Source organism: Castellaniella sp. (assembly GCF_049673105.1).
In the GTDB taxonomy this organism is placed as follows: domain Bacteria; phylum Pseudomonadota; class Gammaproteobacteria; order Burkholderiales; family Burkholderiaceae_B; genus Castellaniella.
The window spans coordinates 206,442-225,986 of record NZ_JBATXG010000006.1 but is presented as its reverse complement, the minus strand read 5'-3'; the positions used below and the strand labels follow the sequence as shown (position 1 = coordinate 225,986).

Sequence of the window (19,545 nt, the reverse complement as noted above, 5' to 3'; positions counted from 1 at the left end):
ACCCGACATGAAGCAGATTACAGCCATCGTCAAACCCTTTAAATTGGACGAAGTGCGCGAGGCCTTGTCCGAATTGGGCGTCAATGGTTTGACCGTCACCGAGGTCAAGGGGTTCGGTCGCCAGAAAGGTCATACCGAACTGTATCGCGGGGCGGAATACGTGGTCGATTTTCTGCCGAAAATCCGTATCGATGTGGTGGTGGCCGCCGATCAGACCGACGGCGTCATCGAGGCCATCATTCGCGCGGCTCGTACCGGCAAAATCGGCGATGGGAAAATCTTCGTCACGCCGGTCGAGCAGGCGATCCGCATCCGCACCGGGGAAAGCGGCGCCGAGGTGCTGTAGCGCCGGGCTGCTCGGCCAGCAGCCAGAAGGCCGGCAAGAAATACTCCGCCACCAGCAGTGGCGCCCCTTTCAGGGTAAAGACGGAATGCCGGGCCTCGATGGGCGCGTGGATCTTGGGTACCGCCCAGGGCTGATCGGCACGCCGGGTGTGCAGGGATCCAAAGCGAAAAGCGCTGCGCAGAATGCGGGGGTCTTGATACAGGATGTCGGCCAGTGGTCGGCTGCCCAGGCCGCGCATGGCCTTCCAGGCCCCCAGGCTGGCCGTCCAGGGCGTGAAACTGCAGGCCTGCACGCAGGGGATGTCGTCGATCGTCATCAGAATCTCACGCCACCAGACCGTCGCGCCCGCCTGCAAGCCGGATTCGATCGCCCAGCAGCGGGGCAGGGCCAGCACGGCTTCGTCGCGCACGAACAGACGCACTTCGCCCAGTCGGCGCAAACCGGCCGTCAGAGCACCCGGCTGGCGCAGCCACGCCTGCTGCCGGCGGCCCAGGCTGGGGGCCGGTTCGGGGCGCCAATCGCGCGGGCAGGCAGTTTGGGGCATCATCGGGGCGACACGATAACATGCTGGACGCTACAATGCGCTTCATCATGGAACCCGTTCGAATTTCAAAATTAATGGCCCAGCGCGGCCTGTGTTCCCGCCGCGAGGCCGACGCTTATATCGAGCGCGGCTGGGTGCGGGTCGATGGCCAGATCGTGAAAGAGCTGGGCACCAAGGCCATGCCCAACGCGCGCATTTCGCTGGAACGCCAGGCGGCCCGCCGTCAGACCGACAAGGCCACCATCATCCTGAACAAGCCCGTGGGCTATGTCTCGCATCAGGCGGATCACGGCTATCGTCTGGCGGCCTCGCTGATCCGGGCCGATACCCAGTTTCATGCCGATCGGGCGCGCCGCGTCTTCGACCCGGCGCATCTGCGCGGTCTGGCGCCTGCTGGCCGCCTGGATATCGATTCTCAGGGGCTGTTGGTGCTGACGCAAGACGGGCGGATCGCCCGCCAATTGATCGGCGATGATTCCGGCATCGAAAAAGAATATCTGGTGCGGGTCGAAGGCCGCCTGTCGTCGGGCGGTCTGGCGCAGCTCAACCACGGTTTGATGCTGGATGGCCAGGCGCTGCGCCCGGCCAAGGTCCGCTGGCAGAACGAAGACCAGCTGCAGTTCATTCTGAACGAAGGCCGTAAACGGCAGATCCGGCGCATGTGCGAACAGGTCGGTCTGAAGGTCGTCGGTCTGAAAAGAGTGCGCATGGGGCAGATCGTATTGGGCGATCTGCCCATGGGCCAGTGGCGCTATTTGCGCGAAGGCGAGCGCTTCTGATGCGGGCTGCGCCCCGCCGCTGGCCGCGCGGGGCGATCCGGTCGGGCGGGTGATCCGCCGGCGGCGGGGCCCTGGGCCATCGCGGTGCGGTGGTTTCCGGCCCCAGGCTTGGCGCGGCTCGTCAGGCTAAATTTCGCCTGGTTATCCTGCTTGAGCGTCGTTTGCAGCCAGGGCAAGGCATCGCGCAGTTCGGCTTCCAGTGTCCAGGGCGGATTGACGATGAACATGCCGCTGCCGTGCAGGCCCAGGCCGTCGGCGGATGGCTTGCAGACCGTCAGGCTGGCATTGATCCAATCCACCGGCAGGCGTTCCAGGGCGCGCACCATGTCGTGCGCCTGGACGCGCTGCACCAGCGGGTACCAGACCGCGAAACAGCCCTGGGCAAAACGCTGCAAGCCATCGCGCAACACCTGCTGGACGGAGCGGTAGTCCTGCTTGTTTTCGTATGACGGGTCGATCAAGACCAGGCCGCGTCTGGACGGCGGGGGCAGCAGGCGCTTCAGGCCGGTGAAACCGTCTTCGAATGCGACCGCGACCTGGCGGCGCGAGGCATTCATTTGATGGTGCAGGGTTTCTTCCAGCACCTGGCCTTCGGTGGGGTGCAGTTCGAACAGGCGCAAGCGATCGTCAGGGCGCATGGCATGCAGGGTCAGGCACGGGGAACCGGGATACAGATTCGCCACCCCATCCGGGTTGAAATCCTGGATGGCCCGCAGGTAGCGCTCGATCAGCGCGGGCGGGTGCGCGGCGCCCAGCAGGCGGTCCAGGCCATCGGTGACCTCGCCGCTTTGGCCCGCCCAGTCGCCGTCCAGCGCGTACAACCCGGCGCCTGCATGCGTGTCGATCACCCAGTAGGGGGTGTCCTTGCGGTTCAGATAATCCAGAATCTGCACCAGGATGGCGTGCTTCAGGACGTCGGCGTGATTGCCGGCATGAAAGGCATGGCGGTAGCTGAACATGGCTTTCCTAGCGGGACGGGGCCAGAGTATCGGCGCTGAGCAGATCGAGCGCGTCGGTGAAGATCGCCTGGCAGCCCCAGGCAAGCAGCTCGCGGGCGCGGTCCAGGTCGTTGACGGTCCAGACCGACAGGGTGGCGCCCTGATCCAGAATGTCGCGCACCACGGCCTGATCGGCGTGACGCGTATCGATGTTCAGGCCGATGCAACCCAGGCCGTTCATGCGGGCGCGCCAATCCGACGGCACCGGGCCTTCGATCAACAGGGCGCGGGGCAGGTCCGGCGCGGCAGTGCGGGCGGCTTCCAGGGCGGTTTCGGAAAACGAGGACAGCAGCGGCGGCAGTGGGGCAGCGGCCCATAGCTGGGCGGCTGCCTGGGCGACGGCCAGGCCGGTGTCGTGTTCTACGCCGGTGGTCGGCTTGATTTCTATATTGCTGTGCATGCCGTTTGCCAGCGTGTAGCGAGCAATCGACAACAGGGTCGGTGCGGGTTCCCCGGCGAAATTCGGCCCTTTCCAGGCGCCGAAATCAAAGCGGGCCAGATCTTTCCAGTCCAGTTCGCTGGCCAGACCCTGGCCATCGCAGGTGCGGTCGATCCGGTCATCGTGCAGCAGGAAAGGCACCCCATCCTGGCTGAGCTTGACGTCATATTCCGCCATGTGAAAGCCGCGGGCGACGCCGGTGCGCATGGCCGCCAGGGTGTTTTCAGGAGCCAGGCGACCCCCGCCGCGATGGGCAATGAGGGCGGGCCAGGGCCAGGCAGGATGCGAGCTTGTCATGGTGATGGGCATGGCGAAATGAAGGAAACCCTTGTATTTTAGCGGTTTGCCGTGAAGCGCAGCAGACGGGCTCTTGCTCGGCAGGCCTCTCTATCCTTTTTGCAGAGAGCCGCCTGGATGGGCGCGACTCACGCAGCCGGGGCCTCACAGTGTTAAACTGCGTGGCATTTCAGGCTGTCGCTTTGCTCAGCCGGTGGGGCGACGGTGTTCGCCTTTTTTGTTTCGAATGACCCCGGCTCTGTCGTTCGCCATTCTTTGCGGGACCTTCGCCCATGTTCGATTTCATACGCACGCACCAGCGCCTGATGCAGTTGATCCTCTTGATCCTGGTGGTGCCGTCCTTTGTGTTTCTTGGCATCAGCGGGTATTCCGTCGCGACTGCCGATCCCGCCATCGCCGAGATCGGCACCTTGTCTGTGACCAAGGAAGAATTCATCCAGGCGCAGCGCAATCAGTTGCAGCAGATGCAGGAAAGCACCCAGGGGCGCTTTGATCCGGCCTTGCTGGATAATCCCCAGGCGCGCCAGGCCTTGCTGGACCAGTTGATCGATCGCAAGATCCAGATCGCCGTGGCGACGCAGGAACGCTTCAGTATTTCGGACAATACCCTGCGCCGCGCCATCGCCGCCATGCCGCAGGTGCAGGTGGACGGCCAGTTTTCCGCTGACCGCTACCACGAGGTCCTGGCATCGATTGGCGCGAGCCCCCGGGATTTCGAAGCCAGTCAACGGGCTGAACTGGCTTTGGATACCGTGTTGGGGCCGGTGCGCGATACCGCCGCCTTGCCGCAGCCGGTGCTGGATGGTCTGAAGCAGGCGCTGACGGAAGAACGCACGGTGCGCCTGCGGGTGTTTCAGGCCAAAGACTACGCCAAAGACGTCAAGGTCACGCCCCAGGACATCAAGGCCTGGTACGACGCGCACCAAGACGATCTGCGCCTGCCCGAGCAGGTGTCCGCCGACTATCTGGTGCTGGACGAAGCCGCTGCCGTGGCCAGCGTGTCCGATGTCACCGAGGCTCAGCTGAAGGATTATTACGAACAGAACAAGACCCGTTATGTGGTCCCGGCGCGGGTCAATGTCAGCCATATTCTGGTCAAGCTGCCTGCCGGGGCCTCGGACGAGGCCGACAAGACCGCGCTGAAGGCCGCCCAGGACATCAGCCGCCGGGCGCGCACGGAACCTTCGCAGTTCGGGGATCTGGCCCGCAAGGAATCCCAGGATGCGGGCACGGCGCGCGATGGCGGTCAGTTAGGCTGGATCCAGCGCGGCACCTTGCCGCTGCCCATGGAACAAGCTGTTTTTGCGCTCAAGCAAGGCGAGATTTCCGACCCGGTCAAAGGCCCGGACGGCTATCACGTCTTCATCGCCAACGAGGTTCAGCCTGAAAAGGGTGAAACCTTTGACGAAGCCCGCACCAAGGTCGAAGCCGAAGTCCGCCGACAACTGGCCGCCGAGCGTTTCGCCGATATGGCGACCAAGCTGACCGGCCTGGTCTACGACAATCCGTCCAGCCTGGACCCGGCTGGCAAGGAACTGGGCTTGCAGGTGCGGCAGGTCCAAGGCATCGCCCGCGACCGCCTGCTGAGCGCCGACGAAGCCGGCCCTCAGGCTGCTGCCGCATCCCCGGATGCCGCCATGCTGGGCGATGTGCGAGTGCGCCAGGCCCTGTTCAGCCGCCAGGTGCTGACCGACAAGCAGAATTCGGGCGTGATCGAGATTTCCCCCGATGCGATGGTGGTGGTGCGCGTGAACACCGTGACGCCGGCTCATGTGCCGGATCTGGACAAGGTGCAGGCGCATATCCAGACGCAACTGGAAGCCGAACAGGCCCAAGCCGCTGCAGTGGCCGCCGGTGAAAAAGCCTTGGCGCAGCTGAAGGAAACCGCCTCGACCGAGGGCTTTCTGGACCCGATTACGATCAGCCGCCTGGATCCTGCCGGCCTGAGCAAATCCGTGATGGATGCGGCCTTCTCGTTGCCCCGTCAGCCTCTGCCGACTTATGGCGGGGTGTCTCTGCCCGACGCCTATGCCGTCATCCTGGTGGATCAGGTCAAGCCAGGCACGATCGAGCAGCCCGCGCTGGCCGGCCTGGGCGCTCAGTTGGCCCGCGTCTGGGGCAGCGTCGAAGAGCAGGCCGTGCTGACGGACCTGCGCCGTTCCCTGGGGGTAAAGGTCACAGAGGAAGGCCGCAAACTGATTCAACAGGGTGACAGCGGATCGAACTGATCGTCGTTGCCATAGGGGGCTGCTCCAGGGGCAGCCATCCTGATCCCGGCGTGTCATTCATGCCGGAAAAACAAAGACCGCTTCATGATGAAGCGGTCTTTGTTTTCATGCCTGAGTTTTTATCCTTTTGCCCGGACGATCTTCTGGACCTGAGGGACATGCCGGATCGCCCGGATGACCTGCGCCAGGTGTTTCCGGCTGTCGACCTGGACAGTCAGGTGCAGCAGGGCGGTGGAGGCTGCCTCGTCGGGCATGGTCAGCTGCGTGATGTTCGAATCCGCTGCCGTGATTTCGGCGGCCAGGCGCCCCAGCACGCCGCGTTCGTTCAGGACGGTGACGTCCAGGCGGGTGCTGAGGTGTCGGGCCGTGGTGGAGTCCCAGATGACGGGAATCCAGCGTTCCGGTTCTTTTGCCTGCTGGCGTAGCGCCACGGGGCAGTCGGCCATGTGCACCACCAGGCCGTGGCCTAGACGGATGCCGCCGATGATGGCATCGCCCGGCAGCGGGCCGCAACACGGCGCCAACTGCACGGCCTGGCCTTCGTTGCCGTGGATGACGATGGGCGCGCCGCTGACGGCGTTGAATTCGTCCACCGCCATGGCGGTGGTTTCCAGCATGGCGTTTTCGGGCGCGAAGCGCCGCGCCACGACGGCGGCGAGACGTTTTCCCAGACCGATATCAGCCAGGATTTCGGTGCGCGAAGCGCCGCCCGAGCCTTTGGCCAGGCGTTCCCATTGGGGATCGTCGTCCTTGGGGTAGGGGATGCCCAGCTGGTCGAAAGCCTGATTCAGCAGGCGCCGGCCAAAGGCCACGGATTCCTCGTAGCGTTCGGTGCGCAGGTAGTGGCGGATTTCAGAGCGCGCCCGACCGGTGCGCACATAGTTCAGCCATTGGGCGCTGGGCCGCGAGGCCGCGGATGTCATGATCTCGACGGCATCGCCGCTGTGCAGTTCGGTGCGCAGCGGCACGAAATCGCCGTTGATTTTGCAGGCGACGGCGTGGTTGCCGACGTCGGTGTGAATGGCGTAGGCGAAATCCACCGGCGTGGCGCCGCGCGGCAGCGACAGGATTTTCCCCTGTGGCGTGAAAACATACACGGCATCGGGGAAGAGATCGACCTTGACGTGTTCCAGGAATTCACCGGAATCGCCCGTCTGGCTTTGGATGTCCAGCAGGGATTGCAGCCACTGGTGGGTGCGTTTCTGCAGGTCGTTCAGGGATGTGCCCTGTTCTTTGTAGAGCCAATGGGATGCCACGCCTTCTTCGGCGATGTGGTCCATGTCCCGGGTGCGGAACTGGAATTCCACTGGCGTGCCATAGGGGCCGATCAGCGTGGTGTGCAGGGACTGGTAGCCATTGATTTTCGGGATGGCGATGTAGTCTTTGAATTTGCCTGGCACAGGCCGGTACAGCTGGTGCAGCGTGCCCAGCGCCAGATAGCATTCCGGCAGGGTATGCACCACGATGCGAAAGCCGTAGATATCGAGCACGTCGGAAAACGACTTTTTCTGCTCGATCATCTTTTTGTAGATGCTGTACAGGGATTTCTCGCGACCGCTGACTTCAGCGTCCAGCCCTGCCGCCGGCAGTGCGGTGCGCACGGATTCTGCGATTTTGGTGATGACCTCGCGCCGGTTGCCGCGCGCCGCCATCATGGCTTTGTACAGGACGTCGTAGCGGTTCGGGTAGATGGCTTTGAAGCAGCGATCCTGCAGTTCGCGGAACAGGGCGTTCAAGCCCAGGCGATGCGCGATCGGCGTGTAGATATCCAGGGTTTCGCGGGCCACCCGGCGGCGCTTTTCGGGCACGACGGCGTCCAGCGTGCGCATATTGTGCAGCCGGTCGGCCAGTTTGATCAGGATGACGCGCACGTCGCGCGCCATCGCCAGCAGCATCTTGCGGAAGGATTCCGCCTGCTGTTCGGCTTTGGTGGCGTATTCCAGCCGTTCCAGTTTGGTCAGGCCATCGACGATGTCTGCGACGTCGGCGCCGAATTTCTCGGCCAGTTCCTGTTTGGTGACCCCTTGGTCCTCGATCACGTCGTGCAGCAGCGCCGCCATCAGGGAATCGGCGTCGAGCTTCCAGCCGGCGCAGATTTCCGTGACCGTGATGGGGTGGGAAATGTAGGGTTCGCCGCTTTCGCGGAACTGGCCCAGGTGGGCGTTATCCGCAAAGCGATAGGCCTCGCGCACCCGTTCGATATCGCGGGGCGACAGATAGCCGGAAATGATTTGCTGCAGCCCTGCCAGCGAGGCGATCGGGCTGGGCGCAGCGGCGGGCAGCGAGGCCGGGGCGCTATGGGGTTTTCGCCGGCGCAGCCTGGGGCCTTTGCGGAGGACCGCCAGCAGGCCTGATGATGCGCCGCGTATGCCGGAAAACGCCATGAGCCGCCCTTATCCGATCAGGTCGGGACCTTGCGCAGCATTTCTACGCCGACCTGGCCCTGGGCGATTTCGCGCAAGGCGGTCACGGTGGGTTTGTTGTGGCTGTCGATACGCGATTCGTGGCCCTGGGCCAGTTCGCGGGCGCGGTAGGTGGCCGCCAGAGTCAGATCAAAGCGGTTGGGGATCTGCTCGAGGCAGTCTTCGACGGTGATGCGGGCCATAGGTTTCCTGATCAGCTAGCGTTGATGTAAGGTTTGCGGATGCCTAGCTGCATGAATAGATCAGCATGGCGGACGGATTGCGACGCATAACGTAGACGAGCAGCGGCAACGATTGCCTGCAACTGCTGTGACGCGACGCTAAAGTCTTGATTAATAATAACATATTCGCAGTCTGACGCATGCGCCATTTCGCCGCCAGCCGCCAGCAGACGGCGAGCGATGACCTGGGGGGCGTCCTGGCCGCGTTTGTTCAGCCGGGTTTCCAGCGCCTCGATGGAAGGCGGCAGGATGAAGATGCCGATGGCCTGGGGATAGTGCTGGCGCACCTGGCGCGCGCCCTGCCAATCGATTTCCAGAATGATGTCGGTGCCGCCGGCAATCGCCTGGGCGACCCGGTCGCGCGGCGTACCGTAGAAATGCCCGTGGACTTCCGCCCATTCCAGCATGTCGCCCCGGTCGCGCAGCGCCAGGAAAGTATCCGTCGACACGAAGCGATAGTGTTCGCCGTCGAGTTCGCCGGGCCTGGGGTCGCGGGTCGTGCAAGAAACCGACAGGCCCAGGGTGTCGTCCTGGGCCAGCAGGGCATTGACCAGACTGGATTTGCCGGCCCCGCTGGGCGCGACCACCATGAAGAGGTTGCCGGCAGTCGGCGAGGTGTGCGTGTCGGTCGTCATTGCGGCGCCCCTTCGTGCGCATCCGGGCTTGGCGCCTGGCCCAGTTCGGCCAGCGCATCCGCGTAGGCCTGCGGCCCGGTGCACAGAAAGACGATGGCATCGCCTGGATTCAGATTGAACAGCACGTCCTGAATCTGTTCCGACGCATCGTCGCCATCGTGGATCGCCGCCACGTGCACATCGCCTTCGCCCTGGAACTGTTCCGCCGGCACCAGATCCGCCACCTGTTCGACATCAGCCTGGCGCTGCGCCACATAGACGCGGAAAGGCAGGTCTTCCAGGGTGATGTCCAGGACCATGCCTTGGTCCAGGTGGGCGATCAATCGGCTGTCAAGCGGCATGAGGATGAGATTTGTAGTTGATACTTACTACAATTATAGACGGTCGGATGGCGCAAATTCGGCCACCACGGGCGCGTGATCCGACGGTTTTTCCCAACCACGGGGTTCTTTGTCCACCACGCAGCCAGTGCAGCGTGCCGTCAGATCCGCCGTCGTCAGAATATGGTCGATGCGCACCCCGGCGTTGCGCCGGAAGGACATCATGCGGTAATCCCACCAGCTGAAGATCTTCGGCGGCTGGTCGAACAGGCGGAAGGTGTCTTTCAAACCCAGGTCCAGCAGGTCCTGAAAGGCCGCGCGTTCGGGGTCCGAGACCAGAATGCCGCCCGCCCAGGCCGCCGGGTCGTGGACATCGGCATCCGCCGGGGCCACGTTGTAGTCCCCCAGAATCGCCAGATCCGGATGAGCGCTGATTTCCTGATCCAGCCAGTGCCGCAGCGCGCCGAACCAGTCCAGCTTGTAGGCGTATTTGTCGCTGTCCACGGCCTGGCCGTTGGGGCAGTAGGCGCTGATGATGCGCACAGGCCGCCCCTGATGATCAGGCAGGGTAGCGGCGATGATGCGCTGCTGGGGGTCGTCATAGCCGGGGATGTTGCGCTGCACGTCCAGCGGTTCGGCCTTGCTGATGATGGCCACGCCGTTATAGGTCTTTTGCCCCGCCCAGCAGGCGTGATAGCCGATGTCCTGCAGCGCGGCGTGCGGGAATTTTTCGTCGGGCAGCTTCAGTTCCTGCAGGCACAGGGCGTCCACGGGATTGGCCTGCAGCCAATCGATGACGTGCCCCAGGCGGACATTCAGGGAATTGACGTTCCAGGTGGCGAGTTTCATGGGGTTTAGCGTAGCGGAAATGGGGGTATGGTATCAGGATGGCTCTTTGTATTGCCCGGTCATGACATGGTCCACTCTAGCGATTCAGGAACTGACAGGGGAGGGGCTGTCACCCGGAAGCAGTTGCGTCCGGGTGACTGGTGGTAGATTTGGCTGGAGTTGCGGGGGGCGGATTAATCGACGGGCCGCGTTAGATCTGGCCGCCCACGCCTTTGAATTTTTCCACGAAGGCGGCGATTTTCTGAAATACACCTTGCTTTTTCGTCAGGTACTGCGGATTGAGTGGACTCATCTTGGGCAGGATAGCATTCAGTTCTGTGCCGTTTTCACTGGCGAATTCGCGCTTCAGTGAGGCGCTGATGTAGCGCTTGGCGGCCTCGGCATTCAGTTGCTCGTCCTGGATCAGCATTTGTGCTTCGCGTCGTTGCTCGGCCTGAGCAAAGGTGAAGAAGGCTTCGATCAGGCTGGCTTTGTTGTCGATCTGGTTCAGGTCGGTCTGATTGATGAAATCGACCACCAAACTTTCTTTGGCGCGATTGCCCAGGCTGGCGCGGATCACACGGCGCGTGTCTTCCACCAAAGCGGCTTTGTCCTTCGTCTTCTTGTTGTTTTCGAAGATCAGTTCCAGGATGTAATCCAGATTGATCTCTTGGGACTTTAGCAGATCCACTTCGAAGACCACATCGTCCCAGTCGATGGTGGATTTGTCTTCTTCGTCAGCGTCTTTTTGGCGGCGCTGCCAATCACGGATGTCGTTGTAGATGGATCGGTAGTCCTGAACGGTCCGTTCGGGCAGAACTTTGATCGCTTGCAGCGTGGTCAGGTTCTCGTCGCTCAGGTAGCCGATGCCGTACCGCCTGGGTCCATTTGCTGGCCTGACTACGGCTGGCGGGAAGATCGCTATGCTGGCCGATCAGGTCGGGAATGAGCTTGCGGATGTTGTAAGTCAGGTCCAGGTCTTCTGAAAACCGATCGATGACCTTGTAGACTTTTGATAGCGAGGTGCCGCCTTTGAAGGTCAGATCCGCTGCAAGCGATGACCGGAAAATCGCACCCAGTGCCCAGACGACCCAGATATCCTTTTCGAGCAGGTGGGCAGGCCGCCCCGTTTTGGCGCGGCCATATTCCAGTGCCTCGCGCCGGTCTTGTTCAGTCAAGCTGAAGAAGGAGTCAGCCACGAGCGGCTTCCTTGCCGATGGCTTGCGCCATCCAGCCAGGCAGCATGGCCCGCGAAGATGCGAGTGCCTGCCATTCTGCAGCAGGCAGAGTTTGCCGCAACGAAACCAGTGACTGTTGGACAAGGCCGGGGCCTATCCAGGCCAGTGCCCGGACGGCGGCCCCTGCCTGTCGTGTGCCCAGGGCCAGCATCCAGCGGGGGGCATGCCTGACCAGGATTTCAGAGTGGTCGAGCTGCAGCTTGTGCGTGCGCCCGGATGTGAGATAGACCTCGCGGATGGGAACCTGCTGTGTGAGCCCTAGCGAGTTTGCTGCGCTGGCACCATGAGACACGACGACTTCGCCATGGTGTTCGGCCAGCGCATGGACGATCTTTTCTGGGGCAGGGGCCCGCGAGCCGAAACGGCTAGTGACGGGGGCTGTGTAGGTGCCCCGTGCAACACGCAGCAGCTTGCCTTCCTTGGCAAAACGGCAGAACGCCTGATCTACGGCGGATCGGCTGCCCAGGTGCAGGAACTCTTTGGGCGACAGTACCCCCCCTTCGGGCAGGGATAGCGCGTGTTTCAGGATGGCTTTGGGCAGCGATTTCATAAGGCACCTCATTGACAGAGAAACTATACATCAGTTTCTGACATTTTTATAGGAGATTATGGATTTGTATTTGAATGGGGTTACCCGATTTCCAGCTCGGCTTCTGTTGGGGATTGTGTCAGGTTGAGGGCATTTCGATCTGTTGCCAGTTTGGCGAAGGGTAGGGGATGGCTTGTCATCGCAGGCCCATGACCCCCCCAATCCGCAGCATTCCCCCCTTATGGCATACTCCCCCCAACCCATTCACACGGAGGCCCGTATGTCAGGACCGCAGGACAAGATCAAAGAAAGCAGAATCAGCAAAAAGAGCCGGGCGCGCGCAGCCAGGGTCGTCGGGCAGTTTCTGGCGATCAGGGATTGCCTGAAAGAAGCCGAGGCCAATGGCGACGAAATCGACGATATCGACGAAGTCGCCGCTCAGCTCACGGTCGCCGCGTTCAAGCCGGCTAAATAAGCATAACGGGCGGTCTCAGGCAGCGCTGACGCCTAACGCAGCAGCGCCGCCACGTCTACAATGCGCGCCCCGCAGGCCCGCACCAGTTCACGGTCGTGGCTGGCGAACAGCACGACGCGGCCCTGGGCCCAGATCCTGAACTGCTCGGCCAGGACGGCGCAGGCTTTGGCATCCAGGCCATTACTGGGGCCGTCCGCGATGATGACGGCGGGGTCGCCCAGGGCGGCCGCCGTCAGAAAGACTTTGCGGCGCGTGCCGGTCGACATTTGTTCAAAGCGTTTGTCCAGGTGTGGCGTCAGGCCCAGGCGGTCCGCCAGATTCAGCGCTGTGTCGTCCAGGGAAACACGCTTTTGCGCAGCGATCTGTTCCAGCAATCCGCGTCCGGTCTGTTCGGGGAATGCCAGGCAGTCGTCGGGCACCCAGGCCAGGCGGGCTTTGGCTTGTTGTGGCGTCAGGGTCAGGGAATGGCCGTCGATCCATACGTCCCCCGTATCCGGTGCGATCAGGCCCGCGACGATGCCCAGCAGGGTGGATTTTCCGGTGCTGTCCTCCTCGCAAAACGCTATGCAGCCAGGGGGGAACTGATGGGTCAGCCCTTGGAAGACCAGATGATCGCCGTAGCGTTTGCTGAGATTGTCGATGCGTAGCATGTCGGCAGTGTACGCAGGAATACGGTCCGCTGGCGAATCGCGCAGGGGCCATGCCTGAGCCGCATTCGCCTTAAAATGTCGCGTCGATGATCCGGGCAGGCCGGTCATGAGCGTCGGGACGCGAAAATCAAGGGGAAGGCCGGATGTGCGGGTTGGCAGGATTTCTGAATAGCGTGCGGGGCAGCGACCGGGCTGCGGCGAACGCCGTGCTGGAACGCATGGCTGACACCATCGTGTCGCGCGGGCCGGATGACGCCGGGGCCTGGTCGGACGAGACCGGCATCGGTTTGGCCCACAGGCGTCTGTCGATTCTGGATCTGTCGCCCGCCGGCCATCAGCCCATGGCCTGCGCGTCGGGCCGCTACATGATCGTCTTCAATGGCGAAATCTATAACCACCTGGACTTGCGGCGGGAACTGGATGCTGCCGGTGCGCTGGCCTGGCGCGGCCATTCCGACACGGAAACGCTGCTGGCGGGTTTTCTTGCCTGGGGCATCCGGGCGACGGTCGAACGTTGCACGGGCATGTTTGCATTTGCCGTCTGGGACCGCCAGGATCAGACCTTGACCCTGGGGCGGGACCGCCTGGGGGAAAAGCCGCTGTACTACGGTTGGCAAGGGCAGGGGGATGCCGCCTGCTTTCTGTTTGGTTCGGAACTGAAGGCGCTGCGGGCGCACCCGCGTTTCGCGGCGGCGATCGACCGGGATGCTTTGTGCCTGCTGATGCGCCACAACTATATTCCGGCGCCGCATTCCATCTATCAGGGAATTCGCAAGCTGCCGGCGGCTTGCTTGTTGACGGTTTCCCAGCGCCAGCGCGAACCGCGGATCGAGAGCTATTGGTCCTTGGCGGATGTCGCCGTCGCGGGCGTCCGGGCGCCGTTTGCCGGTTCTGCCGAGCAGGCTACCGATGCGCTGGAAGATCTGCTGATGTCCGCCGTGGGCCGGCAGATGATGGCCGACGTGCCGCTGGGCGCTTTTCTGTCGGGCGGGATTGATTCTTCCACGGTGGTGGCTCTGATGCAGGCGCAATCCAGCCGCCGGGTGAAGACCTTTTCCATCGGTTTCCGCGAAGACGCCTACAACGAGGCCGAGCATGCCAAGGCCGTGGCGCGGCATCTGGGTACCGATCACACCGAACTCTATGTCACTGCGCAGCAGGCGCTGGATGTCATTCCCGGTTTGCCTCGCCTGTACTGCGAGCCTTTTGCCGATTCGTCGCAGATTCCGACCTTTCTGGTGTCGCAACTGGCGCGCCGGCAGGTGACGGTGTCGCTGTCGGGTGATGCGGGCGATGAACTGTTTGCCGGTTATGGCCGCTATGCGCGCAACAGCCGGCGCTGGGCGCAGGTGGCGCGCCTGCCGTACGGGCTGCGCCGCGTGGCGGCTGCCGGGATGCGCAGCCTGTCGCCGGCGGCCTGGCAGGCGGTGTTGGGGCCTGCGCGTCCTTTGATGCCGGCTTCGTTGCGGCGCGCCCATCTGGGCGAAAAGCTGCATCAGGGCGCCGGCATGCTGGCTGCCCGGCGTATCGACGAGCTGTATCTGGAATCGATTTCCCGCTGGGATCCCGCCGATCTTGTGATCGGTGGACGTGAACCCATGACCTATCTGAATGGACAGCCGCCGGCGCTGGACGGCCTGGACCCGATGCAACGCCTGATGGCGCTGGATGCGCTGGTCTATCTGCCCGACGACATCCTGGCCAAGGTGGATCGGGCGGCAATGGGGGTATCGCTGGAAAGCCGTGTGCCCTTTCTGGATCATGAGGTGGTGGAATTTGCCTGGCAGTTGCCGCAATCCCTGAAACTGCGCGACGGCGCCGCCAAATGGATTTTGCGCCAGGTGCTGTACCGGCATGTGCCCAGGGAATTGATCGAACGGCCCAAGATGGGTTTTGGCGTGCCGGTCGGCAGTTGGCTGCGCGGCCCTCTGCGCGACTGGGCGGAACAGCTGCTGGACGCCTCGCGTCTGCGGCGAGAAGGCTTTTTCCGCCCGGAACCCATCCGGAAAAAATGGGATGAGCATCTGGCGGGCCGCCGCAATTGGCAGTACCACCTGTGGGGAGTGTTGATGTTCCAGGCATGGCTGGAGGAATGGGGCGGTGCCGACGATGGCGCCGCCTGATCGGTGTCAGGCGGCGCTTGCCGCCTGGCCGGCCTGCTGATGGACGACCACGATCTTGCCGATCTGGGTGTTGGATTCCATCAGGGTGATGGCCTGCGCCAGATCGTCAAAAGAGAACACCCGGTCGATCAGCGGCGGCATGCGTCCGCCAGCGATGGCGGGCAGCATGTCGTTGACGACGCCCTGGACGATCTGCCGCCGCTGGGCGGCGTCCAGGCCTTTGCTGGACACGCCGAACAACTGCAGGCGCCTGCCATGCAGGGCGCCCAGGTCCAGCGGGCTGCTGCGCACGCCATCGACGTGGCCGACCATGGCCAGACGCCCCTGGAATGCCAGGGAACGCACGCATTCGGCCAGCATCGAACCGCCGACGATATTGACGATCAGATTGGCCCCACGGCCATCGGTGGCCTGCATCACGGCATCGTGAAAGTCGGGGGCGCGCGTGGGAATGCCCAAGTCCAATCCCTGGCTCGCCAGAGCCGCCAGCTTGGCCGCCGACCCCGAGGTGCCGATCACTCGGGCGCCCAGTGTCTTGGCCAGCTGCAGCGCCGCCACGCCCACGCCGGATGAAATGCCGGTGATCAGCAGCCATTCATGCGCGGCCAGGCGGCCCTGGGCGATCAGCATGTCGTAGACCACCATGCTGACGATGGGAATGGCCGCTGCCTGGACCCAGGACAGGGTCTCGGGCACCAGCATGGCGTCGTGCGCGTCCATCAGGGCGTAGTCGGCAAAGGCATTTTTGCAGCGCCCCATGACGCGTTGCCCGGCCTGGAAAGCGCCGCTGCCCGTGCCGACCGCGACGATTTCGCCGGCGGCTTCGATCCCCAGGCTGACGGGGGTGTCGGCGGGGGACTGGCGCAGCGTCAGGATTTCCCCCCGGTTCAGGCCGGCGGCCTGGACCCGCACCAGCAACTGCTGGGGGCCGGCGAATGGCAGGGGGGTGTCCTGTGCCGTCACGTGAAGATGGCCATCGGAGATCTGCGTCAGGTAGCGTTGCATGGCGTTTCGCAAAAAAGGGCGGATGCAGCAGTCTAACGCGACTGACGCAGCATGGTTCAGGATGCCGGGGCAGTGTGATGCAGATAGGGGCAGGTCGATTCGCTCAAGGGGCCGTAGGCGGTTTCGGCCGGGATGGTGGTGACGACCTTATGCAGATCCCAAGGGCCGGTGCTCTCGGCGGGGGTCTTGACCTGCAGCAGCGTCAGGTCGTTCATCATGCGGCCATCGGCGCGGATGACGCCGTGGTCGACGAAGAAGTCCTGCACGGGATGGGATTTCAGCCAGGCCATGATGGTGTTTGCATCGTCTGTGCCGGTCTGACGCACCGCGTTCAGATAGGCGGTGGCCGCTGAATAGTCGCCGGCCTGACCGTAGGTGGGCATGCGCCCCATCTTGCCGAAATAGCGCTGCGACCAGGCTTCTGATGCGGGGTTTTTGTTCCAATACCAGGGCACGGTGAAATACATGCCTTGGGTGACTTCCAATCCCAGCGCGTGAATATCCAGCAGCGTGGCCGTCAGACCGACTGGCGTCATGGTGCGGGTCAGGTCGAATTCCACTGCGGTTTTCAGGGAATTGACGAAATCGGCGGTGGCATTGGCCAGCGCCAATACCTTTGCGCCCGACTGCTGCGCCTGCAGCAGGAATGATGAAAAATCCGCTGCGCCCAGGGGAGTGCGCACCGACCCCAGGACCTGGCCGCCTGCCGCGCGTACGACGGCGCTGGTATCGCGTTCCAGTTCATGGCCGAAGGTGTAGTCCGTGGTCAGGAAGAACCAGGTGTCGCCGCCGTGCTGGACCAGGGCGGATCCCGTCCCCCTGGCCAGGCCTCGGGTGGAGTAGGTGTACTGGATGGTGTAGGGGTTGCATTGGGCGTTGGTAAAGGCCGATGCCCCTGCGCCGGAGGTGATGAACGGCTTTTGCTTTTCCGCTGCGACGGCGGACATGGCCAGGCTGGCGGCGGAATTGGTGCCCCCGATCAGCAGGTCCAGCTGTTGTGTGTCGAACCAGTCGCGGGCCAGGGCGGACGACACATCGGCTTTGTTGCGGCTGTCGGCGACCAGCAGCTCGATTTTTTTGCCATCGATGGCGCCGCCTGCGTCGGCGATCGCCATGCGGATGGCATGCGCGCCGCCGGGGCCGTCGCCATCGGCATACACGCCGGACATATCGGTGATGAATCCGATGCGGATCACATCGTCGGAAATCGGGGCGGCTGTTGCCGAAAAGGCGCTCAGGGCCAGCGCCAGGGCCGGGCCAAGAGAGATGCTGCGTCTGTGCATGGGGACTCCTTCAGAACCAGGCCTATGATGCCACCCTGTCAGCCGGCGCGAACCAGTATGCACGCCGGTGGCGGGGTTGATTCAGCGGACTTTACCAGGCGCCCCGGTGTTCGGGCACGCGAGCGATCAAGGGCAATGAAGCCAGGACCAGCACACTCCAGGTGCCGTAAATCCAGGCCTGGCTAAGGCCCGGGTCGGAAGACGTGGACAGCACCATGGTCACGACCGAGACGAAGGTGATGGTGCCGATCTGGATCGCCAGAGTGCGCAAGGCGGCCAGCGTAGAGGCAGCCTGCGGCGCCAGTTGCAGGCCGGCGTTGCGACTGGCCGGGTTGACCGTGCCGGTGCCCATGCCCAGCAGAAAGGCCGTGGCAGCCAGCCAGGCAAAGGGCGGCGCGCCCGGAACGGGCGGCAGCGCCAGCAGGACCATGCCCAGGGCGATCAACGCGCCGCCGACATACAGGGGCCGGCGGTAGCCGGTGCGCCGGATGGCCAGGGTGCAGAGCAGCGAGAACAGGATGGCGGCAGCGCCCTGGGAGATCAGCAGGGACCCCGAATCCAGCACTCCCATGCCGTAGCGGTTGGTCGCATACAAGGGGATCAAGGCGACGGCGCCGATGGTGACGCCGCCAAACAGCATATTGATCAGGTTGACGACGCCAAAGCCGGGGCCGTGGATCAGATGCGGGGCAATGAAGGGGTGGCTGTTGCGATGGATGTGGCGGAAGAACAGCCATCCTGCCACCAGCGCCACGGCGGCGGGCAGCAGAATCCGGGGCGAGGTAAAGGGCAGGTTTTTTTCGCCTAGAAAGCTGGTGGCCAGCATGCCGGCCAGCAGGCACAGCCCCATGTATCCCAGGCCCAGGTAATCCATGCCTGAGCGGGTCTTCTGTGTCTTGGGCGGGTCGGGCGGAATATAGCGCAGCGTCATCCACAGGATGAGCAGGCCGATGGGGACGTTGACGAAGAAGATGCCGCGCCAGTTCCAGTAGGTGACGAACAGACCGCCGAAGATCGGGCCGATCATGGCGCCGATGGGAAAGATGCTGCCGAACAGGCTGACCGCCCGGTCACGGCTGTCACCGAAATAATCCACCACGATGCCGGTCGCCGAGGGCGTGATGCCGGCGCCGCCGACTGCCTGCAGCGCCCGCAGCACGATCAGGGCGGCGATGCTGTTGCTCAGCCCGCACAGCAGAGAAGCCAGGGTAAAGAGGGCAATGGATGCCAGAAACACACGCCGTCGACCCAGGCGTTCGCTGAGTTTGCCGCTGACCGGCAACATCAGGACGAAGCCAAAGGCAAAGGCGGTGATGGTCCAGCCCGCCCAGTTGATCGATGTGTCCAGGCCCTGCTGCAGTTCGTGCAGCGCGGTTGCGACGATGGTGGCGTCCACCGACATCATCAGCAGCGCCAGAGAGATCGTGATAAAGACTGGAATGCGGCGGATGGCGGGGCTGGGCGAGTCGGGCATGCCCCCAGTCTACTACTGCTTTTGCAAGCCCTGCAGGCCTTGTAGAAGATTTTGCAGATTGACGGGCTGGGCCGGCAGGACGAACCGATCAGCGGCGGGTTCCTGGCCGGAAATGGACTGCAGGACGAAATCATTTCCCAGGCGCAGGATGCCGCGCCGGTCGGCGGGCAAGGCCCCGGCCAGTTGCTGAACCTTGGCCGGACCCAGCAAGGTCCGCATGCTGTCCAGGTAGCTGTTGCTCATGTCGACGACGCGAGGGTCGTCCGTCAGGACCGCGTCGGTGACATGCGTCTTGCCCTGAGCATCCGCCACGGTCAGTTGATAGGTGTGCCCGAGGATGCCTGCGACGGTTTCGGTCTTTCGCAGGTCCTTGATCTGCTCGACCCGTTCCGGCAGGTATTGATTGGGGCGCGACTGGGCCAGCGCGTCCAGGCCCTGCAGCAGCCCGCCGACTTCCATGACCACGGGGGCGCCGCCCCGTACAGACACGGAATAGGCCTTGCCATCGCGCACGAGCAGATAATCCGGTCTGGACGTCTGCCCCAGGCGCACGGCCCCCTGGGTTTGCCAGGCCAGTTGCGCGGTGTTGCCGCCTGCCTGCACTTGCGCGGTGCCGCCTGCCCACGCGAAAGGGGTCGGCAGCCAGGCGGTCAACAGGAAGGGCAGGCAGGCCAGGGAATGCAGCGGGAAGGGCAAGCGCATGGGGACGG

Annotated in this window: 20 protein-coding genes and 1 pseudogene; 5 read left to right on the top strand and 16 right to left on the bottom strand. The window is 63.5% G+C overall.

Annotated elements, in window-relative coordinates:
- The first annotated feature begins 7 nt into the window (after positions 1–7).
- Positions 8–346: a P-II family nitrogen regulator gene (locus WBF69_RS02410; RefSeq protein WP_424260885.1), complete on the top strand. Its 339-nt coding sequence runs from the start codon at positions 8–10 to the stop codon at positions 344–346.
- Here WBF69_RS02410 and WBF69_RS02405 read toward each other — a convergent pair.
- Positions 285–893, bottom strand: coding sequence for a chorismate--pyruvate lyase family protein (locus WBF69_RS02405; RefSeq protein ID WP_424260828.1), 609 nt, complete (start codon positions 891–893; stop codon positions 285–287). The two genes, WBF69_RS02410 and WBF69_RS02405, sit on opposite strands and share 62 nt — an antisense overlap.
- A gap of 44 nt (positions 894–937) precedes the next feature.
- On the opposite strand from WBF69_RS02405, the gene WBF69_RS02400 reads away from it, so the two are divergent.
- On the top strand, positions 938–1,669 hold the full coding sequence (locus WBF69_RS02400) for a pseudouridine synthase (RefSeq protein WP_424260883.1): 732 nt from the start codon (positions 938–940) through the stop codon (positions 1,667–1,669).
- A gap of 104 nt (positions 1,670–1,773) precedes the next feature.
- Here WBF69_RS02400 and WBF69_RS02395 read toward each other — a convergent pair.
- Both WBF69_RS02395 and ugpQ read right to left on the bottom strand, forming a co-directional pair.
- Positions 1,774–2,628: pseudogene (locus WBF69_RS02395) on the bottom strand (23S rRNA (adenine(2030)-N(6))-methyltransferase RlmJ); the annotation flags it as partial.
- Between the two features lie 7 nt (positions 2,629–2,635).
- Entirely contained in the window at positions 2,636–3,403 is a 768-nt protein-coding gene (ugpQ, locus tag WBF69_RS02390; protein ID WP_424260826.1) for a glycerophosphodiester phosphodiesterase, read from the bottom strand.
- A 272-nt stretch (positions 3,404–3,675) separates the two neighbouring features.
- On the opposite strand from ugpQ, the gene WBF69_RS02385 reads away from it, so the two are divergent.
- Positions 3,676–5,631 (top strand): SurA N-terminal domain-containing protein, encoded by a 1,956-nt coding sequence (locus WBF69_RS02385; protein WP_424260824.1) that lies wholly within the window; start codon positions 3,676–3,678, stop codon positions 5,629–5,631.
- A 119-nt stretch (positions 5,632–5,750) separates the two neighbouring features.
- Here WBF69_RS02385 and WBF69_RS02380 read toward each other — a convergent pair whose 3' ends face one another.
- The 8 genes from WBF69_RS02380 to WBF69_RS02345 form a co-directional block, all read right to left on the bottom strand.
- Positions 5,751–8,015: a RelA/SpoT family protein gene (locus WBF69_RS02380; RefSeq protein WP_424260822.1), complete on the bottom strand. Its 2,265-nt coding sequence runs from the start codon at positions 8,013–8,015 to the stop codon at positions 5,751–5,753.
- A gap of 17 nt (positions 8,016–8,032) precedes the next feature.
- The gene (gene rpoZ / locus WBF69_RS02375; protein WP_424260820.1) at positions 8,033–8,236 is read right to left on the bottom strand and encodes a DNA-directed RNA polymerase subunit omega; all 204 of its coding nucleotides are present in this window, start codon (positions 8,234–8,236) and stop codon (positions 8,033–8,035) included.
- Positions 8,237–8,247: 11 nt separating this feature from the next.
- The gene (gene gmk / locus WBF69_RS02370) at positions 8,248–8,910 is read right to left on the bottom strand and encodes a guanylate kinase (protein ID WP_424260818.1); all 663 of its coding nucleotides are present in this window, start codon (positions 8,908–8,910) and stop codon (positions 8,248–8,250) included.
- Complete coding sequence (locus WBF69_RS02365; RefSeq protein ID WP_424260816.1) at positions 8,907–9,251, bottom strand: hypothetical protein; 345 nt, start codon at positions 9,249–9,251, stop codon at positions 8,907–8,909. Before WBF69_RS02365 ends, gmk begins: the two co-directional genes overlap by 4 nt.
- A gap of 33 nt (positions 9,252–9,284) precedes the next feature.
- A complete protein-coding gene (xth, locus tag WBF69_RS02360; RefSeq protein ID WP_424260814.1) occupies positions 9,285–10,079 on the bottom strand; it encodes an exodeoxyribonuclease III in 795 nt (264 codons plus the stop codon).
- A 190-nt stretch (positions 10,080–10,269) separates the two neighbouring features.
- Entirely contained in the window at positions 10,270–10,830 is a 561-nt protein-coding gene (locus WBF69_RS02355; protein WP_424260881.1) for a type I restriction endonuclease subunit R, EcoR124 family, read from the bottom strand.
- Positions 10,823–11,257, bottom strand: a complete 435-nt coding sequence (locus WBF69_RS02350; RefSeq protein ID WP_424260812.1) for a nucleotidyl transferase AbiEii/AbiGii toxin family protein — start codon at positions 11,255–11,257, stop codon at positions 10,823–10,825. The genes WBF69_RS02355 and WBF69_RS02350 overlap by 8 nt, the downstream gene beginning before the upstream one ends.
- Positions 11,250–11,846 carry a DUF6088 family protein gene (locus WBF69_RS02345; RefSeq protein WP_424260810.1) on the bottom strand — a complete coding sequence of 199 codons (597 nt, stop codon included), beginning with the start codon at positions 11,844–11,846 and terminating at the stop codon, positions 11,250–11,252. The genes WBF69_RS02350 and WBF69_RS02345 overlap by 8 nt, the downstream gene beginning before the upstream one ends.
- Positions 11,847–12,105: 259 nt before the next feature.
- Here WBF69_RS02345 and WBF69_RS02340 point away from each other — a divergent pair, with 259 nt between their 5' ends.
- Complete coding sequence (locus WBF69_RS02340) at positions 12,106–12,300, top strand: hypothetical protein (RefSeq protein WP_424260808.1); 195 nt, start codon at positions 12,106–12,108, stop codon at positions 12,298–12,300.
- Between the two features lie 32 nt (positions 12,301–12,332).
- Here WBF69_RS02340 and WBF69_RS02335 read toward each other — a convergent pair whose 3' ends face one another.
- Complete coding sequence (locus tag WBF69_RS02335) at positions 12,333–12,950, bottom strand: ABC transporter ATP-binding protein (RefSeq protein WP_424260806.1); 618 nt, start codon at positions 12,948–12,950, stop codon at positions 12,333–12,335.
- A gap of 143 nt (positions 12,951–13,093) precedes the next feature.
- Between WBF69_RS02335 and asnB the strand changes: the two genes are divergently transcribed.
- Positions 13,094–15,073 (top strand): asparagine synthase (glutamine-hydrolyzing), encoded by a 1,980-nt coding sequence (gene asnB, locus WBF69_RS02330; protein ID WP_424260804.1) that lies wholly within the window; start codon positions 13,094–13,096, stop codon positions 15,071–15,073.
- Positions 15,074–15,079: 6 nt separating this feature from the next.
- Here the strand turns inward: asnB and WBF69_RS02325 are convergent, their stop codons facing one another.
- The 4 genes from WBF69_RS02325 to WBF69_RS02310 form a co-directional block, all read right to left on the bottom strand.
- On the bottom strand, positions 15,080–16,078 hold the full coding sequence (locus WBF69_RS02325) for a quinone oxidoreductase family protein (protein WP_424260803.1): 999 nt from the start codon (positions 16,076–16,078) through the stop codon (positions 15,080–15,082).
- Positions 16,079–16,134: 56 nt separating this feature from the next.
- Entirely contained in the window at positions 16,135–17,361 is a 1,227-nt protein-coding gene (locus WBF69_RS02320; RefSeq protein WP_424260801.1) for an ABC transporter substrate-binding protein, read from the bottom strand.
- A gap of 91 nt (positions 17,362–17,452) precedes the next feature.
- Positions 17,453–18,835 carry an MFS transporter gene (locus tag WBF69_RS02315; protein WP_424260799.1) on the bottom strand — a complete coding sequence of 461 codons (1,383 nt, stop codon included), beginning with the start codon at positions 18,833–18,835 and terminating at the stop codon, positions 17,453–17,455.
- A gap of 12 nt (positions 18,836–18,847) precedes the next feature.
- The gene (locus WBF69_RS02310; protein ID WP_424260797.1) at positions 18,848–19,537 is read right to left on the bottom strand and encodes a hypothetical protein; all 690 of its coding nucleotides are present in this window, start codon (positions 19,535–19,537) and stop codon (positions 18,848–18,850) included.
- Positions 19,538–19,545: the final 8 nt, after the last annotated feature.

Bases quoted from the DNA above. Each gene is read 5' to 3' on its own strand.
- WBF69_RS02410 (WP_424260885.1), top strand. From the start codon at position 8: ATGAAGCAGATTACAGCCATCGTCAAACCCTTTAAATTGGACGAAGTG.
- WBF69_RS02405 (WP_424260828.1), bottom strand. From the start codon at position 893: ATGATGCCCCAAACTGCCTGCCCGCGCGATTGGCGCCCCGAACCGGCC.
- WBF69_RS02400 (WP_424260883.1), top strand. From the start codon at position 938: ATGGAACCCGTTCGAATTTCAAAATTAATGGCCCAGCGCGGCCTGTGT.
- ugpQ (WP_424260826.1), bottom strand. From the start codon at position 3,403: ATGACAAGCTCGCATCCTGCCTGGCCCTGGCCCGCCCTCATTGCCCAT.
- WBF69_RS02385 (WP_424260824.1), top strand. From the start codon at position 3,676: ATGTTCGATTTCATACGCACGCACCAGCGCCTGATGCAGTTGATCCTC.
- WBF69_RS02380 (WP_424260822.1), bottom strand. From the start codon at position 8,015: ATGGCGTTTTCCGGCATACGCGGCGCATCATCAGGCCTGCTGGCGGTC.
- rpoZ (WP_424260820.1), bottom strand. From the start codon at position 8,236: ATGGCCCGCATCACCGTCGAAGACTGCCTCGAGCAGATCCCCAACCGC.
- gmk (WP_424260818.1), bottom strand. From the start codon at position 8,910: ATGACGACCGACACGCACACCTCGCCGACTGCCGGCAACCTCTTCATG.
- WBF69_RS02365 (WP_424260816.1), bottom strand. From the start codon at position 9,251: ATGCCGCTTGACAGCCGATTGATCGCCCACCTGGACCAAGGCATGGTC.
- xth (WP_424260814.1), bottom strand. From the start codon at position 10,079: ATGAAACTCGCCACCTGGAACGTCAATTCCCTGAATGTCCGCCTGGGG.
- WBF69_RS02345 (WP_424260810.1), bottom strand. From the start codon at position 11,846: ATGAAATCGCTGCCCAAAGCCATCCTGAAACACGCGCTATCCCTGCCC.
- WBF69_RS02340 (WP_424260808.1), top strand. From the start codon at position 12,106: ATGTCAGGACCGCAGGACAAGATCAAAGAAAGCAGAATCAGCAAAAAG.
- WBF69_RS02335 (WP_424260806.1), bottom strand. From the start codon at position 12,950: ATGCTACGCATCGACAATCTCAGCAAACGCTACGGCGATCATCTGGTC.
- asnB (WP_424260804.1), top strand. From the start codon at position 13,094: ATGTGCGGGTTGGCAGGATTTCTGAATAGCGTGCGGGGCAGCGACCGG.
- WBF69_RS02325 (WP_424260803.1), bottom strand. From the start codon at position 16,078: ATGCAACGCTACCTGACGCAGATCTCCGATGGCCATCTTCACGTGACG.
- WBF69_RS02320 (WP_424260801.1), bottom strand. From the start codon at position 17,361: ATGCACAGACGCAGCATCTCTCTTGGCCCGGCCCTGGCGCTGGCCCTG.
- WBF69_RS02315 (WP_424260799.1), bottom strand. From the start codon at position 18,835: ATGCCCGACTCGCCCAGCCCCGCCATCCGCCGCATTCCAGTCTTTATC.
- WBF69_RS02310 (WP_424260797.1), bottom strand. From the start codon at position 19,537: ATGCGCTTGCCCTTCCCGCTGCATTCCCTGGCCTGCCTGCCCTTCCTG.